General features: G+C 38.5%; 22 protein-coding genes, 1 tRNA gene and 1 pseudogene. 17 read left to right on the forward strand and 7 right to left on the reverse strand.

Annotation, left to right across the window (positions count from 1 at the left end; translation table 11 throughout):
• Nucleotides 1–31: 31 nt before the first annotated feature.
• Together AMD27_RS13220 and AMD27_RS13225 are read right to left on the reverse strand one after the other, a co-directional pair.
• On the reverse strand, nt 32–337 hold the full coding sequence (locus tag AMD27_RS13220) for a hypothetical protein (RefSeq protein ID WP_067661352.1): 306 nt from the start codon (nt 335–337) through the stop codon (nt 32–34).
• Entirely contained in the window at nt 337–1,209 is an 873-nt protein-coding gene (locus tag AMD27_RS13225; protein ID WP_081405978.1) for a BRCT domain-containing protein, read from the reverse strand. The genes AMD27_RS13220 and AMD27_RS13225 overlap by 1 nt, the downstream gene beginning before the upstream one ends.
• Before the next feature lie 472 nt (nt 1,210–1,681).
• Here AMD27_RS13225 and AMD27_RS18780 point away from each other — a divergent pair, with 472 nt between their 5' ends.
• From AMD27_RS18780 to AMD27_RS13240, 4 genes are read left to right on the forward strand one after another with little or no spacing between them, the layout of a single operon-like run.
• Nucleotides 1,682–1,834, forward strand: coding sequence for a hypothetical protein (locus AMD27_RS18780; protein ID WP_171254807.1), 153 nt, complete (start codon nt 1,682–1,684; stop codon nt 1,832–1,834).
• Nucleotides 1,835–1,837: 3 nt separating this feature from the next.
• Complete coding sequence (locus AMD27_RS13230) at nt 1,838–2,023, forward strand: hypothetical protein (RefSeq protein ID WP_067661356.1); 186 nt, start codon at nt 1,838–1,840, stop codon at nt 2,021–2,023.
• Nucleotides 2,020–2,694: a hypothetical protein gene (locus tag AMD27_RS13235; protein ID WP_067661358.1), complete on the forward strand. Its 675-nt coding sequence runs from the start codon at nt 2,020–2,022 to the stop codon at nt 2,692–2,694. The genes AMD27_RS13230 and AMD27_RS13235 overlap by 4 nt, the downstream gene beginning before the upstream one ends.
• Before the next feature lie 2 nt (nt 2,695–2,696).
• A complete protein-coding gene (locus tag AMD27_RS13240) occupies nt 2,697–3,008 on the forward strand; it encodes a hypothetical protein (RefSeq protein ID WP_067661359.1) in 312 nt (103 codons plus the stop codon).
• 321 nt (nt 3,009–3,329) lie between these two features.
• On the opposite strand, the gene AMD27_RS18785 is transcribed toward AMD27_RS13240, so the two are convergent.
• The 3 genes from AMD27_RS18785 to AMD27_RS13250 are packed head-to-tail and all read right to left on the reverse strand — an operon-like array spanning nt 3,330 to nt 4,473.
• The gene (locus AMD27_RS18785; RefSeq protein WP_171254808.1) at nt 3,330–3,479 is read right to left on the reverse strand and encodes a hypothetical protein; all 150 of its coding nucleotides are present in this window, start codon (nt 3,477–3,479) and stop codon (nt 3,330–3,332) included.
• A 40-nt stretch (nt 3,480–3,519) separates the two neighbouring features.
• Entirely contained in the window at nt 3,520–4,083 is a 564-nt protein-coding gene (locus tag AMD27_RS13245; RefSeq protein ID WP_067661360.1) for a hypothetical protein, read from the reverse strand.
• 57 nt (nt 4,084–4,140) lie between these two features.
• On the reverse strand, nt 4,141–4,473 hold the full coding sequence (locus AMD27_RS13250) for a helix-turn-helix domain-containing protein (RefSeq protein ID WP_067661362.1): 333 nt from the start codon (nt 4,471–4,473) through the stop codon (nt 4,141–4,143).
• A gap of 122 nt (nt 4,474–4,595) precedes the next feature.
• Here AMD27_RS13250 and AMD27_RS13255 point away from each other — a divergent pair, with 122 nt between their 5' ends.
• From AMD27_RS13255 to AMD27_RS13275, 5 genes and pseudogenes are all read left to right on the forward strand, one after another.
• Complete coding sequence (locus tag AMD27_RS13255) at nt 4,596–4,778, forward strand: toxin-antitoxin system HicB family antitoxin (protein ID WP_067661363.1); 183 nt, start codon at nt 4,596–4,598, stop codon at nt 4,776–4,778.
• Nucleotides 4,779–4,799: 21 nt separating this feature from the next.
• Nucleotides 4,800–5,039, forward strand: coding sequence for a hypothetical protein (locus AMD27_RS13260; RefSeq protein WP_067661365.1), 240 nt, complete (start codon nt 4,800–4,802; stop codon nt 5,037–5,039).
• Nucleotides 5,032–5,427: an ogr/Delta-like zinc finger family protein gene (locus tag AMD27_RS13265; RefSeq protein ID WP_067661367.1), complete on the forward strand. Its 396-nt coding sequence runs from the start codon at nt 5,032–5,034 to the stop codon at nt 5,425–5,427. Before AMD27_RS13260 ends, AMD27_RS13265 begins: the two co-directional genes overlap by 8 nt.
• 8 nt (nt 5,428–5,435) lie before the next feature.
• Nucleotides 5,436–8,159: pseudogene (locus AMD27_RS13270) on the forward strand (toprim domain-containing protein).
• A 31-nt stretch (nt 8,160–8,190) separates the two neighbouring features.
• Nucleotides 8,191–8,517 (forward strand): hypothetical protein, encoded by a 327-nt coding sequence (locus tag AMD27_RS13275; RefSeq protein ID WP_416202791.1) that lies wholly within the window; start codon nt 8,191–8,193, stop codon nt 8,515–8,517.
• A 43-nt stretch (nt 8,518–8,560) separates the two neighbouring features.
• Here the strand turns inward: AMD27_RS13275 and AMD27_RS13280 are convergent, their stop codons facing one another.
• Nucleotides 8,561–9,628, reverse strand: a complete 1,068-nt coding sequence (locus AMD27_RS13280) for a tyrosine-type recombinase/integrase (RefSeq protein WP_067661372.1) — start codon at nt 9,626–9,628, stop codon at nt 8,561–8,563.
• A 186-nt stretch (nt 9,629–9,814) separates the two neighbouring features.
• Nucleotides 9,815–9,901: transfer RNA gene (locus AMD27_RS13285), tRNA-Leu, on the reverse strand.
• A gap of 175 nt (nt 9,902–10,076) precedes the next feature.
• Here AMD27_RS13285 and queA point away from each other — a divergent pair.
• The 8 genes from queA to secF all read left to right on the forward strand — a co-directional run bounded on the left by queA (nt 10,077) and on the right by secF (nt 18,358).
• Nucleotides 10,077–11,114: a tRNA preQ1(34) S-adenosylmethionine ribosyltransferase-isomerase QueA gene (gene queA / locus AMD27_RS13290; protein ID WP_067663016.1), complete on the forward strand. Its 1,038-nt coding sequence runs from the start codon at nt 10,077–10,079 to the stop codon at nt 11,112–11,114.
• Nucleotides 11,115–11,146: 32 nt separating this feature from the next.
• Entirely contained in the window at nt 11,147–12,181 is a 1,035-nt protein-coding gene (locus AMD27_RS13295) for a hypothetical protein (RefSeq protein ID WP_067661374.1), read from the forward strand.
• 21 nt (nt 12,182–12,202) lie between these two features.
• The gene (locus AMD27_RS13300; protein ID WP_067661376.1) at nt 12,203–12,769 is read left to right on the forward strand and encodes a LemA family protein; all 567 of its coding nucleotides are present in this window, start codon (nt 12,203–12,205) and stop codon (nt 12,767–12,769) included.
• Between the two features lie 88 nt (nt 12,770–12,857).
• Nucleotides 12,858–13,676, forward strand: coding sequence for a DUF4303 domain-containing protein (locus tag AMD27_RS13305; RefSeq protein WP_067661378.1), 819 nt, complete (start codon nt 12,858–12,860; stop codon nt 13,674–13,676).
• Nucleotides 13,677–13,845: 169 nt separating this feature from the next.
• Nucleotides 13,846–14,976 (forward strand): tRNA guanosine(34) transglycosylase Tgt, encoded by a 1,131-nt coding sequence (gene tgt, locus AMD27_RS13310; RefSeq protein ID WP_067661380.1) that lies wholly within the window; start codon nt 13,846–13,848, stop codon nt 14,974–14,976.
• 101 nt (nt 14,977–15,077) lie between these two features.
• Nucleotides 15,078–15,407, forward strand: coding sequence for a preprotein translocase subunit YajC (gene yajC / locus AMD27_RS13315; RefSeq protein WP_067661382.1), 330 nt, complete (start codon nt 15,078–15,080; stop codon nt 15,405–15,407).
• A gap of 51 nt (nt 15,408–15,458) precedes the next feature.
• Nucleotides 15,459–17,360 (forward strand): protein translocase subunit SecD, encoded by a 1,902-nt coding sequence (secD, locus tag AMD27_RS13320; protein WP_067661384.1) that lies wholly within the window; start codon nt 15,459–15,461, stop codon nt 17,358–17,360.
• An 11-nt stretch (nt 17,361–17,371) separates the two neighbouring features.
• Complete coding sequence (gene secF, locus AMD27_RS13325) at nt 17,372–18,358, forward strand: protein translocase subunit SecF (RefSeq protein ID WP_067661385.1); 987 nt, start codon at nt 17,372–17,374, stop codon at nt 18,356–18,358.
• The last annotated feature ends 32 nt before the right edge of the window (nt 18,359–18,390 follow it).

An 18,390-nucleotide genomic window follows, 5' to 3' on the forward strand; every position in this document is an offset into this window, starting at 1 on the left:
CCATTATAAATAAGCCTTCATATTTGAGGGCTTATTTATAATATTTTTCAACATTCTTTTGATGAATTTTCCAACTAATAAACATTAACACAACTAAAATACCAATAGGTACAATCCACATACCCAAGCCTACGTAATTGGAATGTTTAATAATAAAATTTTGATAAGGTGTAGTCCCCATAATTTGAAAATTAGCAATTGCATAAATAATTTTTGGATAAAGCCAACTTACTCCCATCACAATCAAACAGCTCAATATCATCAAATAACCAGGACCAGGGAATCTACTCATCACAGCAGAATGAAATTCCATCCATTCTTGTAATTTTTCTCTCATTATTCAATTCCAACCCATCTTACAAAATCATCTTCAGTAATGATCTTGATATTCACTCCATCCTTTTGCCACTTCTTTGCTTGTTCAAACTTACGACCGTAGCTTACATGCGCCCATGCTGTATTACCTTTATTACAGATCACAAGGTAATTCACACTCATGGTCATATCATCAACAAACTTAGCCCCATTATTCTGAACCAAATCCTTCCATTCACTCTTTTTAAACCGTGACGAAGCACCTGTAAAACAATACACAGCATCTTCAAGCTGTAACTGACCTTTATAAAAATCAGGATTATCCTCACTTTCAACAACTTTTTTTAGCTGACCATGATTGTCAACATCAACATAACGAGCAATGAGTTTATTAATCGAACTGATCTGAGCATCAGTTAAATCCTTATTAATTCGTAAAGGTTTTAATGCGGTAAATACTTCTTGATAAAGTAAATCATCTTCCAAGTGATCATTATCTTTTAACCACAGATTCAAAAAAGATAACTCACTTATTGTCAGGCTCCGATCACAAACCAAGCCTGCTAAGATGCCATGCAACCTTTGCACATCAGCCGTATGCTTCTTATAAAATTCGTTTGACTTGAATAGCTGTAAAACTTTAAAAAAATTATTCTTTTCTTCATCGGAAATACCATCAACAGTTGTTATTTCGGACAATTTTTTAAATAGTCTTTCAAAATGAGGGTCATGCAGCTCAGCCAAACTATTATGCCATTCGATTATTGCCTCAATTTCCTTAACATTTATTTTTCCATCAATCGCAATCCCCTCAATAAAGCCTAAAAATGAGTTGATATTTTTATCTTTAATGGCATTTGCCATATAGCTATCTATTATTTGTTTTTTTGTCATTTTTCTAACTTTGCACGATTTATAACAATGTTGAATTTACAACAACTAAATTAAAATTGATACTATGCATTAGCTCAAAATGAACCAATGGATAAGGTCATCATGACACTATGCATGAGCTCATTTTGACACTTTCTTCTTTATATAAATAGAATAAAGAATAGAGATATAAAAGAATGAAATTTTCACACCTGAGTTGACTTAAAAAAAAATCATCGTTATATTGCAAACATCACAGCGAAACTGTGAACGGGCGTGAGAACCTGTTTTATCATCAAACGGTGCAAAATAAAGTCGCACTAAGCGGCATTTTTTTGCCCACTGTTTAGTCAGTCGTTATGACAGGCTATGCAGGGCAGCCTTGTGCTGGTCGCAACCGTTTGAGCGATATTCTCACCCCTGTGTAGTCTGTCACCATTACCGTGAGAAGTAATGATGATGGGTTTTAAAACTTATCAAACGGAAAATGACCATGAACACTCAAAACAAAAGTGTGCATTCAGCACCTGCATATCAAAACCTAGACACCCTCTGCATTCAACGCTTACATGCGTCTGATTTCGCCCAACCTCAAAAACTCAGCACTCAAATTTTGAAATTTCTTCGTTCTAAAAAACGAGGTTAAATCATGCCTAGAAAAATCTATATTCAAACCGAACTAGGCACTGAAAAATGTTGCCCCATGTGTAACGACTACTTCCCTTTTGACGAAGAATTTTATTTTAAAAATGGCTTTAAAAACGGTGTTCAAAAGTGGGCGGCTCGCTGCAAAGACTGCTACATGCAGTCTTATCGTACGGGGTATGACATATGAAAAACATACTCCTTCAAAACAAAGAATATCCCATTATTGCCTCGCCTATGCTCTGCAAAGAGCTAGGCTTGCCTGCTGCATCTTTCTTACAAAAGCTCTATTACTTACTCAATGAAACAGGCAAATACAAACGTAAGAAAAATCTAACCCAACACAACAACCGCAAGTGGTGGTTTCATACATTTGAGGAATGGGCATCAACACTCGGTTTATTCAGCCTTTCAACCATCAAACGTGCCGTGGCAAAGCTGAAAGAATTGGGTTTAATTGAAATCAATAAGCTAGATTCAAACAAATCTATGCGAGTCAATTACTACGCAATCAACTATAAAAAACTAAAAGATTTATTCGGGATCTGTGTAGCCAAATCAAAACATGAACCTAGGCCAGTTCCTCAGACTGAAAAACCTCAGGGCACTGACCAACCACAAACTCCTGAAGCGACATCTGAACAAATCAGCACCATGCCTGAAATCAATCGTCAGCTTTACCGCCAATTACGCAAGTTCAAACTCGACATTGCTTATGACAATCCCCTGCTCTTAGATTGGCAAAATCATCATCGGGAAGTACTTGCTTATGTAGCCTCAGCAAGTAACCGACTCAATATCAATAGATGGCAATGGCACACGCCTGAACAAGTCATGCCTGCACATTTGATAAGGATTTAAAAATGACAATTTCAAAAATAATTCTTAGAGTTAAAAATCCGCACAACAATAAGCGACAACTCTTTGTTTCTTCAAAAAAACTTTATAATCTCATCAATCCAGATGTGTCTTATAAAACCTTTATTGAAACCAATGTTACCTGGTCAAAGTTAAGAGCAAAAATTGATTACCATTATAATCAACAATTTGACTGCTACAATTTAAGCATCAGCGCAGTTCAAGCCATTCTAATACTTGAAAATACGGAAAGAAGTTGGTCACTTTTCAATGAATTATCCGATCTCATAAACATTGGTTTTTCAACCATTAATTAACAATCAAATCAGGGTAACGCAATGAATAATGGGTAGTGCTAAAAACCAACGTGTAATAATTCATTTATATATTTTAATATCAATAACTTATTATTTTTATCACGTCGTATTCATGCACTACCGAATAATGAAATCAATGAAGAAACAATTTATGAAATCAAGAAATTACTCATTAAACTTAACTTTTTATCAAAATGTTCTATTGATCCTTCAATCAAACCAATTGAAATAGAAAAAATATTTGAAAGCTTATCAGATGATGCTCACTCAATTTTAAGCAAAATATAAGTCGATAAAAAAGCTCCTTTTAAGGGAGCTACTTTAAATTTTTGACCGAATATAATCACTATAATTCGAAATCCCCCCGCTCTTTTGACTAGCTGAAACCCTAGCTTCTTTTTCAATCTTTAATACTCTATGCTCTTGTTCTGCCTTATAAAATTTCTCTAAAAATAGTTCAGTATTATCCATAGTATAATTCAAATTTAAAAATAGAAAACCTGTTGGAAAACTAATAATCATAAAAAATAAAGGAAAAAATAAAGTCTAAAATATTTGTAGAAACTGACATCATATAAGCAAAGAAAATACTTAAAAACATCAACAACCAAAATAAAATAACAAATAAAATCTTTGAAGTTCTTTTTGTCTTTTTTATTTTTAATTTATTATCTAAATAATAAAGACTATTTTTATTACTAAATTGAAATTCAAAACAATTCTGTAGGTCCTCAGTTCGATTATATTTTAAGTAACCTTTTTTAAACCCAGACTCAAATAAAAATATCATCTCATCCAATTCAATCAGCTTGTATTCATGAAACATAAATAGCAAATCGACCAAAAAAGAATCTACATTTTTATTTCCTACCGCATCACGTGCAGCATTATCTTTAACTATTTTAGAATATTGATGATCATTTTTTTTAAAAAATTTTTCATCATATTCCAAGCTAGATTTAAATCGTTTCTCTAAATTATTTTCATGAAAATTAGCTAATTCTTTGCTCTTTAATAAAGCCATTGAAATAGCCGCACACGCACTCACCAATGCAGCAATAGATTCTGGTGACATAATAGCTACTTCCTAGTAATAAGAATAAAAATCATATTGATGCACAGACTATAATAATCAGCATTTTGGATAAGCAGCTACAAATGCTTTAGCTAAATAAACAAGCCCTTCTTTCTGATCATCAGCTACTAACTCATATAATTCGGTCAAGATGTTTTTAGAATTTATATTTTCTTTTTCACCAAACAAAACATACGACATATCGAAGCCAACATTTGCCAAAGCATAAATTTGATCCTGATTAAGTGGATCCCCATGCTTTTCATAACGAATCCATGAAGCCTCACGCACATCCACAATTTCAGCAGCACCAACTTGAAGAAGTTTAAGACGCTTTCTTTCTTCTTTCAGACGATTTGCACGATTTTTTGTAGAAAAATTATCATTCATCGAATAATCACCATTGTAAACTTCTGTATATCGAAGTAATATTATCTATATAACATTTTAACAAAGTTCTAACTTAACCACAGTTAAAAACCTGTCAACAGATTAAAAAAGGTAAAAAAATCATGATCTCAACTGACCCAATAAAAGAAGTTCAAATTAGCTTTCGGACTACTCCCGAAATCAAAAGACTTGCCCGTATCGAAGCAGCTAAACAAGACATGAGCCTAAATGAGTGGATCAAACATTTAGTCGAAGCAAATTTCACTACAACTAAAATTTCTTCCCCTGCTCAAAAACAATCATAAATTACGGGTTCTGGGGGATTCATGCCAAGTAGCCTTTCTGAAACATATGGACACATTTTTAATGAAAAAATTTGCTGTCCAGTCTGTGACAAGCCATTAAAGATTTTGGGAACGGTGGTTTATTTGGAAAATCCCAAAGGTTATGTAGGTGAGTGTCGGGAGCTGACATGCATGACTCTGGTTCATTTTCACATTCAAATAACAAATGTGATTGCTCCAAGTCGTTTAATCAAAACAGTTAAGGAATTGAACGATGAGTAAATCAATTGGTTTTTATTGCCCCCACTGTGGCATTCGTATGCACGTATCAAGTCGTAAAAGACCATCCCCTCTTCTTCATGAACTCATTGTGTCTTGTCGTAATGATCAATGTCTTGCAAGTTTTGCAGCAAGCCTAGAAATGACTCGACCAATACAAAACAGCATCAACCCAAACCCTGAAATTGAAACAGGGCTCCCACAGCACAAACGTCAATGGGAGACGGAACTCGAACATCATTTAACAAGTTTAGAAATACAAACCCAAATTGATGAACATCAAAAAAATTATGTTGAAGGCTTTATCTCTGCGCTATTTCATTCATCAACCATTGATTTGACCAGAGCATCGACATATCGCAATCGCCTTCAACAAATTAAACTCTTATAGGTTTTTAAATGGATCTTCAACGTCGTATCGATGACAGACTCAACCAACTTTTTAACTTTAAAAGAGTCGGTGAATGGTATCGCCAAGGTCGCTGTCCAAACTGTCATGAAAAAGAACTCTACACCCATGCAGAAACACCACGCATGGTGAAATGTGGACGAATCAATAAATGTGGCTATGAAGAATACGTTAAAGATATCTGTGAAGAATTTTTTAAAGATTGGTCAGAATATCACCCTAAAACACCTGAGAATCCAAATGCGGCTGCAGATGCATATTTGAGAGATGGCCGTAGCTTCGACCTCAAAAACTTAAAAGGCAGATACACACAGGAACTTTACCAATCCCCTAAAAATAGAAGCCTGGTCAGTGCCACAGTTCGCTTTAAATTAGCTGAAGGTATTTATTGGGAACGTATCATCGACCGTCCAGATCGCTTTGGTCGTCAGAAAGCCAATTTCATAGGAAAATGGACAGGCTTAGCATGGTCAATACATGAGTTAGATGAACTCTGTCATGCAGGTAGTATTTGGATTACAGAAGGTATATTCAATAGTATTGCCCTTTCACAGTCAGGCATTATCAGCATGAGTAATATGAACAGTGGCAATTATCCATCGCAAATATTGGATGCCATCAATAAACGCTGTCATGAACTGAATAAAGCTAAACCACGTTTGGTATGGGCATTAGACAATGATCAAGCAGGTAAAAAGTTTTTACCTAAACACCATAAACATGCCATCGATCAAGGTTGGATCTCAACCGCTGCCCTACCACCTGTACCCATCAATGGAAAATCACTCGACTGGAATGATCTTTTTCAGCGTGATCAACTCAACGAAAAAGACCAGGAGAAATATCTCCATTTTGGCAAGCTTCAAATTGTAGAAACACCTGAAGAAGCAGGACTACTCATCTACAATTTTTATGGTAGCAACCTCAGTAAATTCTTTTTTAATCATAAGTTCCGTACCTACTGGTGGGAACTCGATTATGAAAAATATAACAAAGCTGTCCAATACGTTGAGGAAACCCAACAAGAACAAATGCTCTCTGAAGAGGAAGTACGCATTCAGGCATTAAAAACCTGTTCTTCAGCCAAAGAAATCTGTAATGCACAGCTTGAACCCCTATATTTTCAACGCAATGAAATCACAGATGAATCTTGGTATTACTTCCACCTACAAAGCCCATGGGGTGAAACCAAAACGACGTTTACTGCAGAACACATGGCTTCACGCAGTAAATTTAAGCCCCGTGTCATGTCTGTGCTTTCAGGTGCCATGTGGACAGGCAGTGATCAACAGCTAGAAACATTTATTAAACGTAAAACTGAAAAATTACGAGAAGTTAAAACAATTGATTTCATTGGCTACAGTAAAGATTATCAAGCCTATATCTTTGACCAATACGCTGTGCATAACGGGCAAGTTATCCCCAAAAATGAACATGATTTTTATAAAACAGGAAAGAAAGAGCTTAAATCTTTAGCCAACTCCCCTGTTATTCACCTCAATCCAAAGAAAGAATTTCAAGCCACATGGTGGAAAGACTTCTACAGCTTAAATGGTGCAAATGGCCTGATCATTCTCGCATGGTGGACAGGAACATACTTTGCAGAGCAGATCCGTGCACTTAACTCCTCATATCCATTTTTGAATTTGTGGGTCAAGCCGGTGCAGGTAAATCGACGCTACTTGAATTGTTATGGAAGTTTAGCGGTCGTGAAGCTTATGAGGGCTTTGACCCTAACAAATCAACCAGTGTGGCAATTTATCGTAACTTTGCTCAAGCCTCAAATATGCCTATTGTCCTGATTGAGGGCGATCGTAATGATTCAAATGGCAATGTCCAAAAAGCCAAATTTAGTTGGGATGAACTTAAAGATGCCTTCAACGGTCGAGCAATTCGCTCTAAGGGCTTAAAAACAGCAGGTAATGAGACCTATGAGCCTCCTTTCCGTGGGTGCAATCATGATTAGCCAAAACACGCCAATTCAAGCCTCTGAAGCGATTCTATCCCGTACCTTACACATTACAGTGACGACCAAAGGTCATAATTTAGAAAAGAAACGAATTGCCGATGGTCTAACCCGTATTTCCTTAGAAGACGCATGTACCTACATGACGCACTGCTTAAAAAATGAAGCCAAAATTCTGCAAACCTATACAGAAAATATTCAGGTGCTCGAAGAAGAGTTTCATCAAAAAGGTATCACCCATACTCGTATTGCTCTGTGTCATGCCCAAGTATCAGCCATGATCGATGCACTTGAACAACACGTTTTAAAAGGTGTGATCGATCTAGAAGAAATCTGCGATGCAAAACGCATTTTAGAATTAATGGCACGAGAGCGTGTAGAGCAATTGGGAAGCGATCATCCGATGGTACAGCAGTTCTGGGATGCCTTTGAATATATGAATGTCAGCCGTAGTGCATCATTCAATTTGAACCATCATGATCACGATGCCCAGTGCATCGCAATCAATCTCAATGAAGTTTACAAAGTAGCAGCTCGAAACTATCAATCGCTACCTGATATCAATGAGATGCGAACCCTACTCCGCTCAAGTCGACGCTATAAATTTTTAGAAATGAATAAACCAGTGAAGTCAAAAAACTTCCCTGCAGATGAAGTTAAAAATGCCACGTCAGACATACGTGAACGTGTTGTGAAATGTTGGCTATTTACCAATCCTTATTATCAACAAAAAACCCCAACCAAATAATTTTAAAGTACATAGCCAGAGGGACTAAATAATGCACAATGTCGAAGAAATCAAAAAAGATGGAGCAAGTAGCATGAATGAATCCGTTTTAGATAAATATTTATTAAAAATGGCTAAACTACTTACTAATAAGCCAATCATCCCTATCGAGCATCAACTTTGGGATGAAAAAGATATTGCACAATATTTTAAATATTCAGAAGATTACACTAAAAAGCACATCATTAAGAATCATCATTTCCCTCCAAGTCGGCAGTTACCCACGTCTGTAAATGGTGAAAGAACCGTACCCCGTTGGAAAGCCACAGATGTTATAAAGTTTGCAATGGCTTTTGATAAAGCAAGTATTCATTATTGAATAAAGTAATCAGTAAAAGGAGCATAAATAGCTCCTTTTTTTGTTATGAAATAAGTTTATTGAGTCCTTGAGATTGATTTAACTCTTCTAAAATCTCGTCATTGGTCGGATTGTAATAAACCAATGCCTGTTTAGGATCTTTCCATCCAAATATTTTACAAAGCGTTAAAGCATTTTTTATACGCTTGGCCATAAGTGAAGCAGCTTCATGACGTGAATCATGAAACGTAATATCTGCATTATCCAAACCTGCAAGACTTCGAGCCTTTCTAAATAATACATCCCTTGAAGCATCTGAAACTGTAAAAACTTTTGGTGAGTTTTTACGATCAATTTTCATGGCCAAAGACCAGAGATGTAGAGCAAAATCATCTAAAGGAATCTTACGAGCAGATCCATTTTTTGTATCAGGCAAATAAATAAATCTTTTAGCTAAAAATACATCATGCATTGGTCTATTCACGATTTCACCAGATCTCATGCCCGTAGCCATCGCGATAAGCCAGATCAAACCAACCTCTTGCATTTTGGTTGTGGGAATAGAACCAGGGGAATATTTTAAAGCAGCAAGAATTGCATGAAGTTCATCTAGTTCGGTACGACGCTCCCTATGGTCAGGCTTTTTAGGCTTTCGAATATTTTCAACAGGATTGAAATCAATCCAACCTTTGTCCTTCCTACACCAATTAAAAAAGGCTGAAAGCATTGAATAATCTCTTAATACACTTGAAGCCTTTAACGGTCGTATAGACCGTTTCATCACTGAATTTTCCCATTCCTTCAGAAACTCAGGACGATATTCAGATAGTGGCCAATCCGCATGAGGTAGGTTGTTTTGAAAATATTTAATTCTTTGTGATTCTTTTTTTGCCGTTTTTTTATACAAAGAAACTTCTTTAGCATAACGGCTTAAAGCTTCATCCATCGTGAGAATAATTTTCTTATTTAAAGCGACTTGAGTAGAATAATTTAAAAATAATTCACGCTCCTGCTCTTCAGCCCATTTTTTCACTTCAGCTTTTGTTTTTTTAACCTTACTTTTTCTTTGGCCATACGAATCGAGATCCGCTCTCCAACTACCATTATCTTGTTTATAAATAGACAAACTCATAAAGCTATTAATCCCAATAACTTAAATAAGAAATCCCACAAATAATAATGTGGAAAAAGTGTGGGTTGTTATACCTCAATATTCCAAATAATACCTTAAATAAACCATATGTACTGAAACGACAAAACCCCGAAGCCTTTATATATAAAGGCTTCGGGGTTTTGGAGAATCTTACGATTCTGAATTTGGTCCCGAGGGTCGGACTCGAACCGACACATCATCTCTGATAGTGGATTTTGAATCCACCGCGTCTACCAATTTCACCACCTCGGGGTTGTGCTCCGTATATTAGCGATTTTATTTTTCTTGTCAACAACATGTTTCAACAAGTGTTTACTTTTAAAACAATCACTTTGATTTTGCCTTAATAAACATCAATTCCAACCCAAAAAACCAAAAAAGATTATACTAGGCACAGATTTTTTTGCTGTTTAAGCCCTATTTCATGATGCAACTTTCAGATTTTAATTTTAAACTCCCAGATCAATTGATTGCCCGTTACCCTTTGGAAAGTCGTAGTGCTTCACGCCTATTGCACTTAAAAGCGGATGGAACATATGCAAATTTACATTTCACCGATGTAGTCGACCTGCTCGATGAAGGTGATCTGTTGGTGCTCAATGACACCAAAGTGATGAAAGCCCGCCTGAAAGGCAAGCGCGCGACCGGCGGTGCAGTTGAAGTTTTGGTTGAACGGATGCTAGATCCCTATATTGCACATTGTCACATCAAATCAAGTAATTCGCCGAAAGCGGGTGCAGAGCTATTCATCGGTGTCGATGACGTTAAAGTCACCGTGACAGGACGTCATGAAAATTTGTTTGTGGTTGAATTTTCGCAGCCCATTTTAGCGGTTTTGGACGCATACGGCGCATTACCGATTCCACCTTACTTTAACCGTGAAGCTGAAGAGATTGATACGCTGCGTTATCAGACCGTGTTTCATGATCCCACTAAAATTGCCAGTGTGGCCGCGCCAACAGCCAGCTTACATTTTGACGAAGCTTTACTGAACAAGTTACATGACAAAGGCATTCAGCGCACATTCGTCACTTTGCATGTCGGTGCAGGTACATTCTTACCAGTTCGTACTGATGATATTGAAAACCATATCATGCACAGCGAATGGTGTGATGTGCCTGAAGCAACAGCACAACTGATTCGAGAAACCCAAGCACGTGGCAATAAAGTGATTGCTGTCGGTACAACGGCGACACGAGCTTTAGAAAGCGCAGCACAAGCATGTGGTGGTCAAATTGGCGCTTGGACAGGTGATACGCAAATTTTCATTTATCCAGGCTATCAGTTCTGCGCGGTAGATCGTTTAATTACCAATTTCCATTTACCTGAATCGACTTTACTCATGTTGGTGTCTGCACTGTCAAATCGCGAGCATATTATGCATGCCTACCAACATGCAGTGGAGAGCCAGTACCGCTTCTTTAGTTATGGCGATGCGATGTTGATCGATAAGGCCGAACTATAAACTCAATTTAGTCCTACTCGATAAAATAACCCATGCCGATCAAAACTGTACAAAGACTGATTCATCTGAGAACCCAAAAAAATCAGCAGATTTTGCAGAATGTTGCTCGGCTGTGGGAACTAGGGCGCCACGCCCAAACTGAACAAGAGATCTTGGATGGCTTACATCCTTGGGGAAAGCATAACGAACTGAAGTTTTACAATACCCTGCCCAAAATTCTGGTCATACTGGGTATTTGCAGTATTCTTTTGGGTTGGTTTTTACATCCTTATCTACCCTATGTATTGAGCGCATTGTCTGGCGCAGGTTGTTTTTTTCTGGCATTTTTAATTTATGAATCTCACGATCCCATTGAAGAAGTGATTGAATACTTAGAACAACGCATCATGTTGCTAAAGTTTGATCTGCATTTTCAAAGTATGCCGAGTATTTTTGCAAAAACCTCAAACTCCACCTTAATGCTCAGTCAACTGAAACAGCTTTTCCCGCTGTTTACGCAAGGTTCACTTTCCAATGAAATAGGGTTATACGCTTCGACCACTTGGGTAGATGAGACTGGTGTTTCACGTCCTGTGATGTTGTTTCAATATCATTATGTTTCAGACTTTAAAATGCCGAGTACAGACGGTAAACTGCAAAAAATCAAAGAAATTCATCAAGACCTCTGGGGCGCTTTTATTTTTCAAACCCCAGCACTGGCTTTTGCAGCTAGCGATAAACGAAAAACTTTTTTTTATCCTTATCATTTTAAATGGCAAAGTAGTGACATTTTACTCAATCAAAAAATTCATTTGTTTGGTGACTCTCAGCAGCACTTGGCAAGAAACATTAGCCCAAGCATGACTTTAAAATTGGCTGATTTTTTTGAAGAAAATTCAGGTGATCTGATATCTCATTTTCAAGAAAGTATCATTTTTTTTATGGGTGAAAATAATCTGCTACGCCGAAGCAATAAAAAACAAGCCGATGATATTCGTAATATTTCAGAATTGCGTGGATATTTACGCACTTTAAACATGCCGGCATATCAACAATTTCAGCAGAGCATGTTAAAATTTCTTTCATAATAACTATATTGGATCAATCCGATGGGCTTACTTATTTTTTTGGCGATTTTTGTTTTGATCGTGATTTGGGGCGTATCCGTTCGCAATCATATTGTGCGTTATTTTAATGCAACACGACGTGCTTGGTCGGAAGTAGCAAACTTTGAACGTCAAAAAGTGCAAACGCTAAACAGCCTAGAAAGCACCTTAGAACAATACACACAGTTTGAAAAATCGACCTTAGAAAAAGTGACTGAACTCCGTCAGCAAATTTTAAATCTTAACCTGAATCATGCAGATATCTCGCAATTACAATACATTGAAAAACTCAATCAAGACTTGATGAAAAGCTTAAATGTTGTGGTTGAAAATTACCCTGAACTTAAAGCCGATACACTCTATGCAAAAATGATGGATGATATTCAAGAACAGAATGAAAATGTCGGTGCTGCCATTAGCATCTTTAACCGCAATGTTGAGGAATTTAATAACCTGATCCAGATTTTTCCAAATAATTTAGTCAACAGTCTGACACTTTCAAAAAAGGCGATTCGTCCTTTTTCTGATGCAGTGATAACACAAAACTTTGATTACCGACCAAATTTCTAAAAAGCATCGTGCAGTAGGATTTACTTTATTGATCGAGTAATCCACAATTCATTTAACACAATAAAAAATAATCAAAATTGAGAACAACATGTTTGATTTGAACTTGAGCCAATCTGAGTATTTATCGGATTTAAAAATGGCTTTATTGAATGAGTTTGACGCTTTGTACAAAAAGCATCAAAATCAGGGAATTTACGCTTTCGCATTGGTTTTAGATGGCTTATTGGTTGCCCAGTACACCACTGTTTCGACCAGGCAAAGTTTACTCAGTGAAGCCGAAAATAAGTTTCAATATTTGTCTGAAAATGATCAGTGGAACGTCGATAAATGGCATTATCGCGCTCAAACCCAACAGGGCGTGGCCTTATTTTCCCGTAAAATGAGTGAATATTTCCAAAAAACACGGCTAAATTCCACCCAGATCAGTGCCAAAGAGCGCTTTAATGACAATGCGCTGAACTTCTATATCCATGGCATGCAAGAAGTCAAAGATCATATTTTAGATCAATTTAATCTGGGTGCAGATAAAATCACCTTCTTGATTCATTTGTCCTCAAATCCACAGATTGCGTTGAGCTCTCTTGAGCGTTTAAATCCACCCTCTTCAAATTTGTTTGAAGCGATTGCCCATTTGAAATCCAGTCTGATTTCCAAAGGCAGAAGCAAAACACGTTTAAGCCAAATTGATAAAGACCTGTTGATTGACTTGGGACAATTGCTCGAAATTGAGCCTTATGATGATCTTCAAGTGGCTCAGCAGGCTTATATGTTAACGTTAGAGCCTTATTTTTTAGAAACCAGTCCATCTATTCAGCGCTTAATCAACGATATTGCCGCTATGGATGCAGGGATTTTGGTGATGACCAAACATGACATTTTACAACGTATGAAACAGTTCCATTCTTAAAATAATGGTTTAAAAATACGATTTTAGATTGAATTTATGTTGTTCACCCCAACTCTACTGCTTAAGCTTATTGTAATTTTTCTAGCATCTACAGCTGTAATCTAGGAAAATAGAGCGCTTTAACGCAATCAATCAGCGAACTGTTTTTTCGCCTCGATTTGGACATTCTATGAAGTTTGAAAAATTAGCGCAGTCGGGTCGTGCCCGTCGTGGTCGCTTAACCCTTGAACATGGTGTGGTTGAAACGCCAATGTTCATGCCTGTCGGCACTTATGGTACGGTTAAAGGCATGTTGCCACGTGATATTGAGGAAATTAAATCTCAAGTTATTTTGGGCAATACCTTCCACTTATATTTGCGCCCAGGCTTAGATGTCATTAGAGAGCACGGCGGTTTACATGGTTTTATGAAGTGGAACAAGCCCATTCTGACCGATTCAGGCGGCTTCCAAGTCTTCAGTCTGGGTGCTATGCGCAAAATCAAAGAAGACGGTGTAACGTTCCGCTCTCCTATTGATGGTTCAAAAGTATTCTTGTCACCAGAAATTTCAATGGATATTCAACATACCTTGAATTCTGACATTGTGATGATTTTTGACGAATGTACGCCATATCCTGCCACGCATGAAGAAGCGCAAAAATCATTGCAACTTTCATTACGCTGGGCAAAACGTTGTAAGACGCAGCATCATGATGTACTCAAAAACCGTAATGCGCTGTTTGGTATTATTCAAGGTGGTATGTTTGAGGACCTGCGTGAAGAGTCTTTGAAAGGTTTACTTGATGTTGGCTTCGATGGTTATGCCATTGGCGGACTGTCGGTGGGTGAACCAAAAGAAGAAATGATTAAGGTATTGGATTATTTGCCTGAGCAAATGCCCGCCGACAAACCGCGTTACTTGATGGGTGTGGGTAAGCCAGAAGATATCGTCGAAGCGGTACGCCGCGGTGTCGATATGTTTGACTGTGTCATGCCAACACGTAATGCACGTAATGGTCATTATTTTGTGACCGATGGTTTGGTGCGTATTCGTAATGCACAGTACCGTCATGATCAAGGTCCACTTGATCCACATTGTGACTGTTATACCTGTACCAATTTTACCCGTTCGTATTTGTTCCATTTAGAAAAATGCGGAGAAATGCTAGCATCAATGTTGGGTACGATTCATAACTTACGCTATTACCTTCGTCTTGCTGAAACAATGCGTGATGCCTTAGATAAGGGCACATTTGATGCATTTGTTGAAGATTTTTACGCACGTCGTGGCTTAGAAGTGCCGCCTTGTCCACAAGATTAATTCATCAGCATTTGCGCTGAAGAAAAAGACAAGGTAAATTGCTGAACAAACCTATTTATTGTTATGTCTTTGATATCTTTTTTTTAGTTTAGGAAATTGAAATGAGCCTTTTTATTGCTACAGCACATGCGGCTGGTGAAGCATCACAACAACCGAGTTTAGTGACCAACCTTTTGATGATTGCTGTATTCGTTGCCATCTTCTATTTTCTCATTTGGCGTCCTCAAGCTAAACGTGCAAAAGAACATCGCACCTTGGTTGAAAGCTTAGGTGTTGGCAGTGAAGTTGTATTTGCGGGTGGCTTAATGGGCCGTATCACTAAACTTGAAGGTGACTTTGCAGTGGTTGAACTGAACCGCGGCAACGAAGTAAAAATCCAACGTGCAAGCGTTATTTCTGTGCTTCCTGAAGGCACTTTAAATAACCTTTAATCACAAATAGTCGTGCGAAAGTACGACTTTTTCATTTTAAGAAGAAATCAAATGCGTTACCCAGCATGGAAATATTTACTGATCCTCGTGGTATTGGTGATCAGTACTTTATATGCCCTGCCAAGTTTGTATCCTGACGAACCTGCTGTTCAAATTTCTGGCGCTAAAGCAGGGACTCTCATTGATGAGACAGTGATTCAAAAAGCAGAGCAAATATTAAAAACTGATAATATTGCGTCACATGATAATAGTTTCACCAAAAATGCAGCCCTACTCCGTCTAAGCTCATCTGAAGCGCAATTAAAAGCAAAAGAAGCACTTAGACAAGGTCTAGGGGATGATTACGTGGTCGCACTGAACCTTGCGCCAACCACGCCTGAGTGGTTGCAAAAAATTGGTGCTAAACCCATGAAGTTGGGTCTAGACTTACGTGGTGGTGTTCATTTCCTACTTGAAGTGGATATGGACAAAGCTATTGTACAGCGTATGGAAACATCTGCATCAGACTTACGCCGTGACTTTCGTGACAATAAAATCAAATTCAACAGTCTTTCATTAACCAACAACACCATTACTGTGCAATTTGCCAATAGCGAAGATCGTGCAGCAGCAATGGATCAGTTGCGCCGTGATGGCAACAAATACACACAGCAAGCGCTTGCCTCTGAATCTGGTGCAGCCCTTCGCTTGACGTATAACGATGCGACCAAACAAGAAATTCAAAGCTATGCTTTAGATCAAAACTTAACAACATTACGTAATCGTATTAATGAGTTAGGTGTAGCCGAAGCGCTGGTACAAAGCCAAGGCAGCAACCGTATTGTGGTTGAACTCCCGGGTGTACAAGATACAGCTGAAGCAAAACGTGTCTTGGGTCGTACTGCAAACCTAGAATTCCGATTGGTATCCGATTTAAACGATCAATATATCGATTCCTTTACGGGTAAATCGAATGGTCAACCCTTACCACCGGGTACTGAAGTATTCGCTTTTGAATCTTTAGACAGTGGTCGTGAGTTATTGCTTAACCGTAGTCGCATTTTGACCGGTGAGCGTGTTCAAAATGCATCAAGTGGCTTTAGCCAAGACAGCGGTGGTGCTGAAGTAAATATTACTTTAGACACGGCGGGCGGCAAGCTGATGTCAGATGCGACACGTGGAGCAGTGGGTAAACGCATGGCAGTATTGTTTATTGAAAATAAACAAAAAATTAGCTATGTGAATGATCCTGCAACGGGCACACAAACTGAAGTACGTACACCGTTTACCGAATCTGTGGTGATCAATGCCGCTACCATTCAAGCCGTATTGGGCTCACAGTTCCGTATTACGGGTCTAGATTCACCGCAAGAAGCCGCTGAACTTGCATTGATGCTTCGTGCCGGTGCACTGGCTGCGCCCATGTATTTCGTTGAAGAGCGTGTAATTGGTCCAAGTTTAGGTCAAGAAAACATCGATAAAGGTGTCCTATCGACTCAACTGGGCTTCTTGTTGGTGGCGATTTGGATGGTGATTTTCTTCCGTGTCTTTGGCTTGATTGCAAACGTTGCATTGGTAATCAACCTTGCGATGATTTTGACCGTCATGTCGTGGATTGGCTCATCGTTGACGTTGCCAGGTATTGCCGGAATCGTGATCAGTATTGGTATGGCCGTCGATGCCAACGTCCTCATCTGTGAGCGAATACGAGAAGAGATGAAGTGGGGTGCATCACCCAAACAAGCCATTGTGGCGGGGTATGATCGAGCCTATAACACCATTTTTGACTCGAACTTAACCACCTTCTTGGTGGCATTTATTCTGTTTGCGATTGGTTCAGGTCCTGTTAAAGGCTTTGCTGTAACCTTGATGATTGGTGTGGTGTGCTCTATGTTCACTGCCATTACAGTCACGCGCGGTATTGTACAGATCATCTATGGTAAACGTCGCAACTTGAAAAAGTTGAGCATATAAGGAGATCGAAGATGACTGATATGACTCAACCTGATGATTCAAAAAAATATGGTCGCGATGACAATGAACGTGTCATAAATTTCATGAAGATTGCAAAACCTGCTGCAATCTTCTCGATTATTTTGACCCTAGTCAGTGTGTTCTTTATCGCAACCAAAGGCTTAAACTTAGGTCTAGACTTTACGGGTGGTATTTCAGCTGAGCTGAATTACGAAAAAGCAGTGATTCAAGCGGATGTGGTAAAGACACTCGATCAAGCAGGCTTTAAAGATGCTGTGGTGCAAACCCTCGGTAGTAATAAAGACCTTTTGGTTCGTATGCCTGAACAAGACGTGGCTGTTGAAGACTTAAGCAATGCCATCACCAAAGCAGTACAGCTGCCCAACAACGCTGCTGAAGTGTCTAAAGTCGATGCGGTAGGTGGTCAAGTCGGCAATGAGCTGTATCTGAAGTCTGCGGGTGCAGTCGCACTGGCACTTTTGATTATGCTGATTTATGTGACTATTCGCTTTGAGTTTAAACTTGCAATTGGTGCGGTACTGTCTTTGTTCCATGACATTGTGGTGACGTTGGGTATTTTTGCATTGATGCAATGGCCATTCGACTTAACCGTACTGGCTGCCCTGCTCTCGATTATTGGCTTCTCACTCAACGATAACATCGTGGTATCGGATCGTATCCGTGAGAACTTCCGTAAAATTCGTGGCGCAAGCCCAGTTGAAGTGGTCAACATTGCTTTAACAGAGACTTTACGTCGTACGATTCATACCTCTATGACCCTCATGCTGGTCGTCCTTGCCATGATGATTGTGGGCGGTGATGGTCTGAAATGGTTCTCAATTGCGATGTTTATTGGTATTTTCGTCGGAACGTACTCTTCAATTTACATTGGTACTGCTTATGCATTATGGCGTGGTCTGAACCGTCACGACTTTATTGTACAAGTGAAACCTGAGTTTGATGAAGAAGATGTTCAACAGAGCGACATTCCCAAATAAGCTTTGACTCAGAAAAAGCCCATCGATTGATG

This window comes from Acinetobacter sp. TGL-Y2 (assembly GCF_001612555.1).
GTDB lineage: Bacteria > Pseudomonadota > Gammaproteobacteria > Pseudomonadales > Moraxellaceae > Acinetobacter.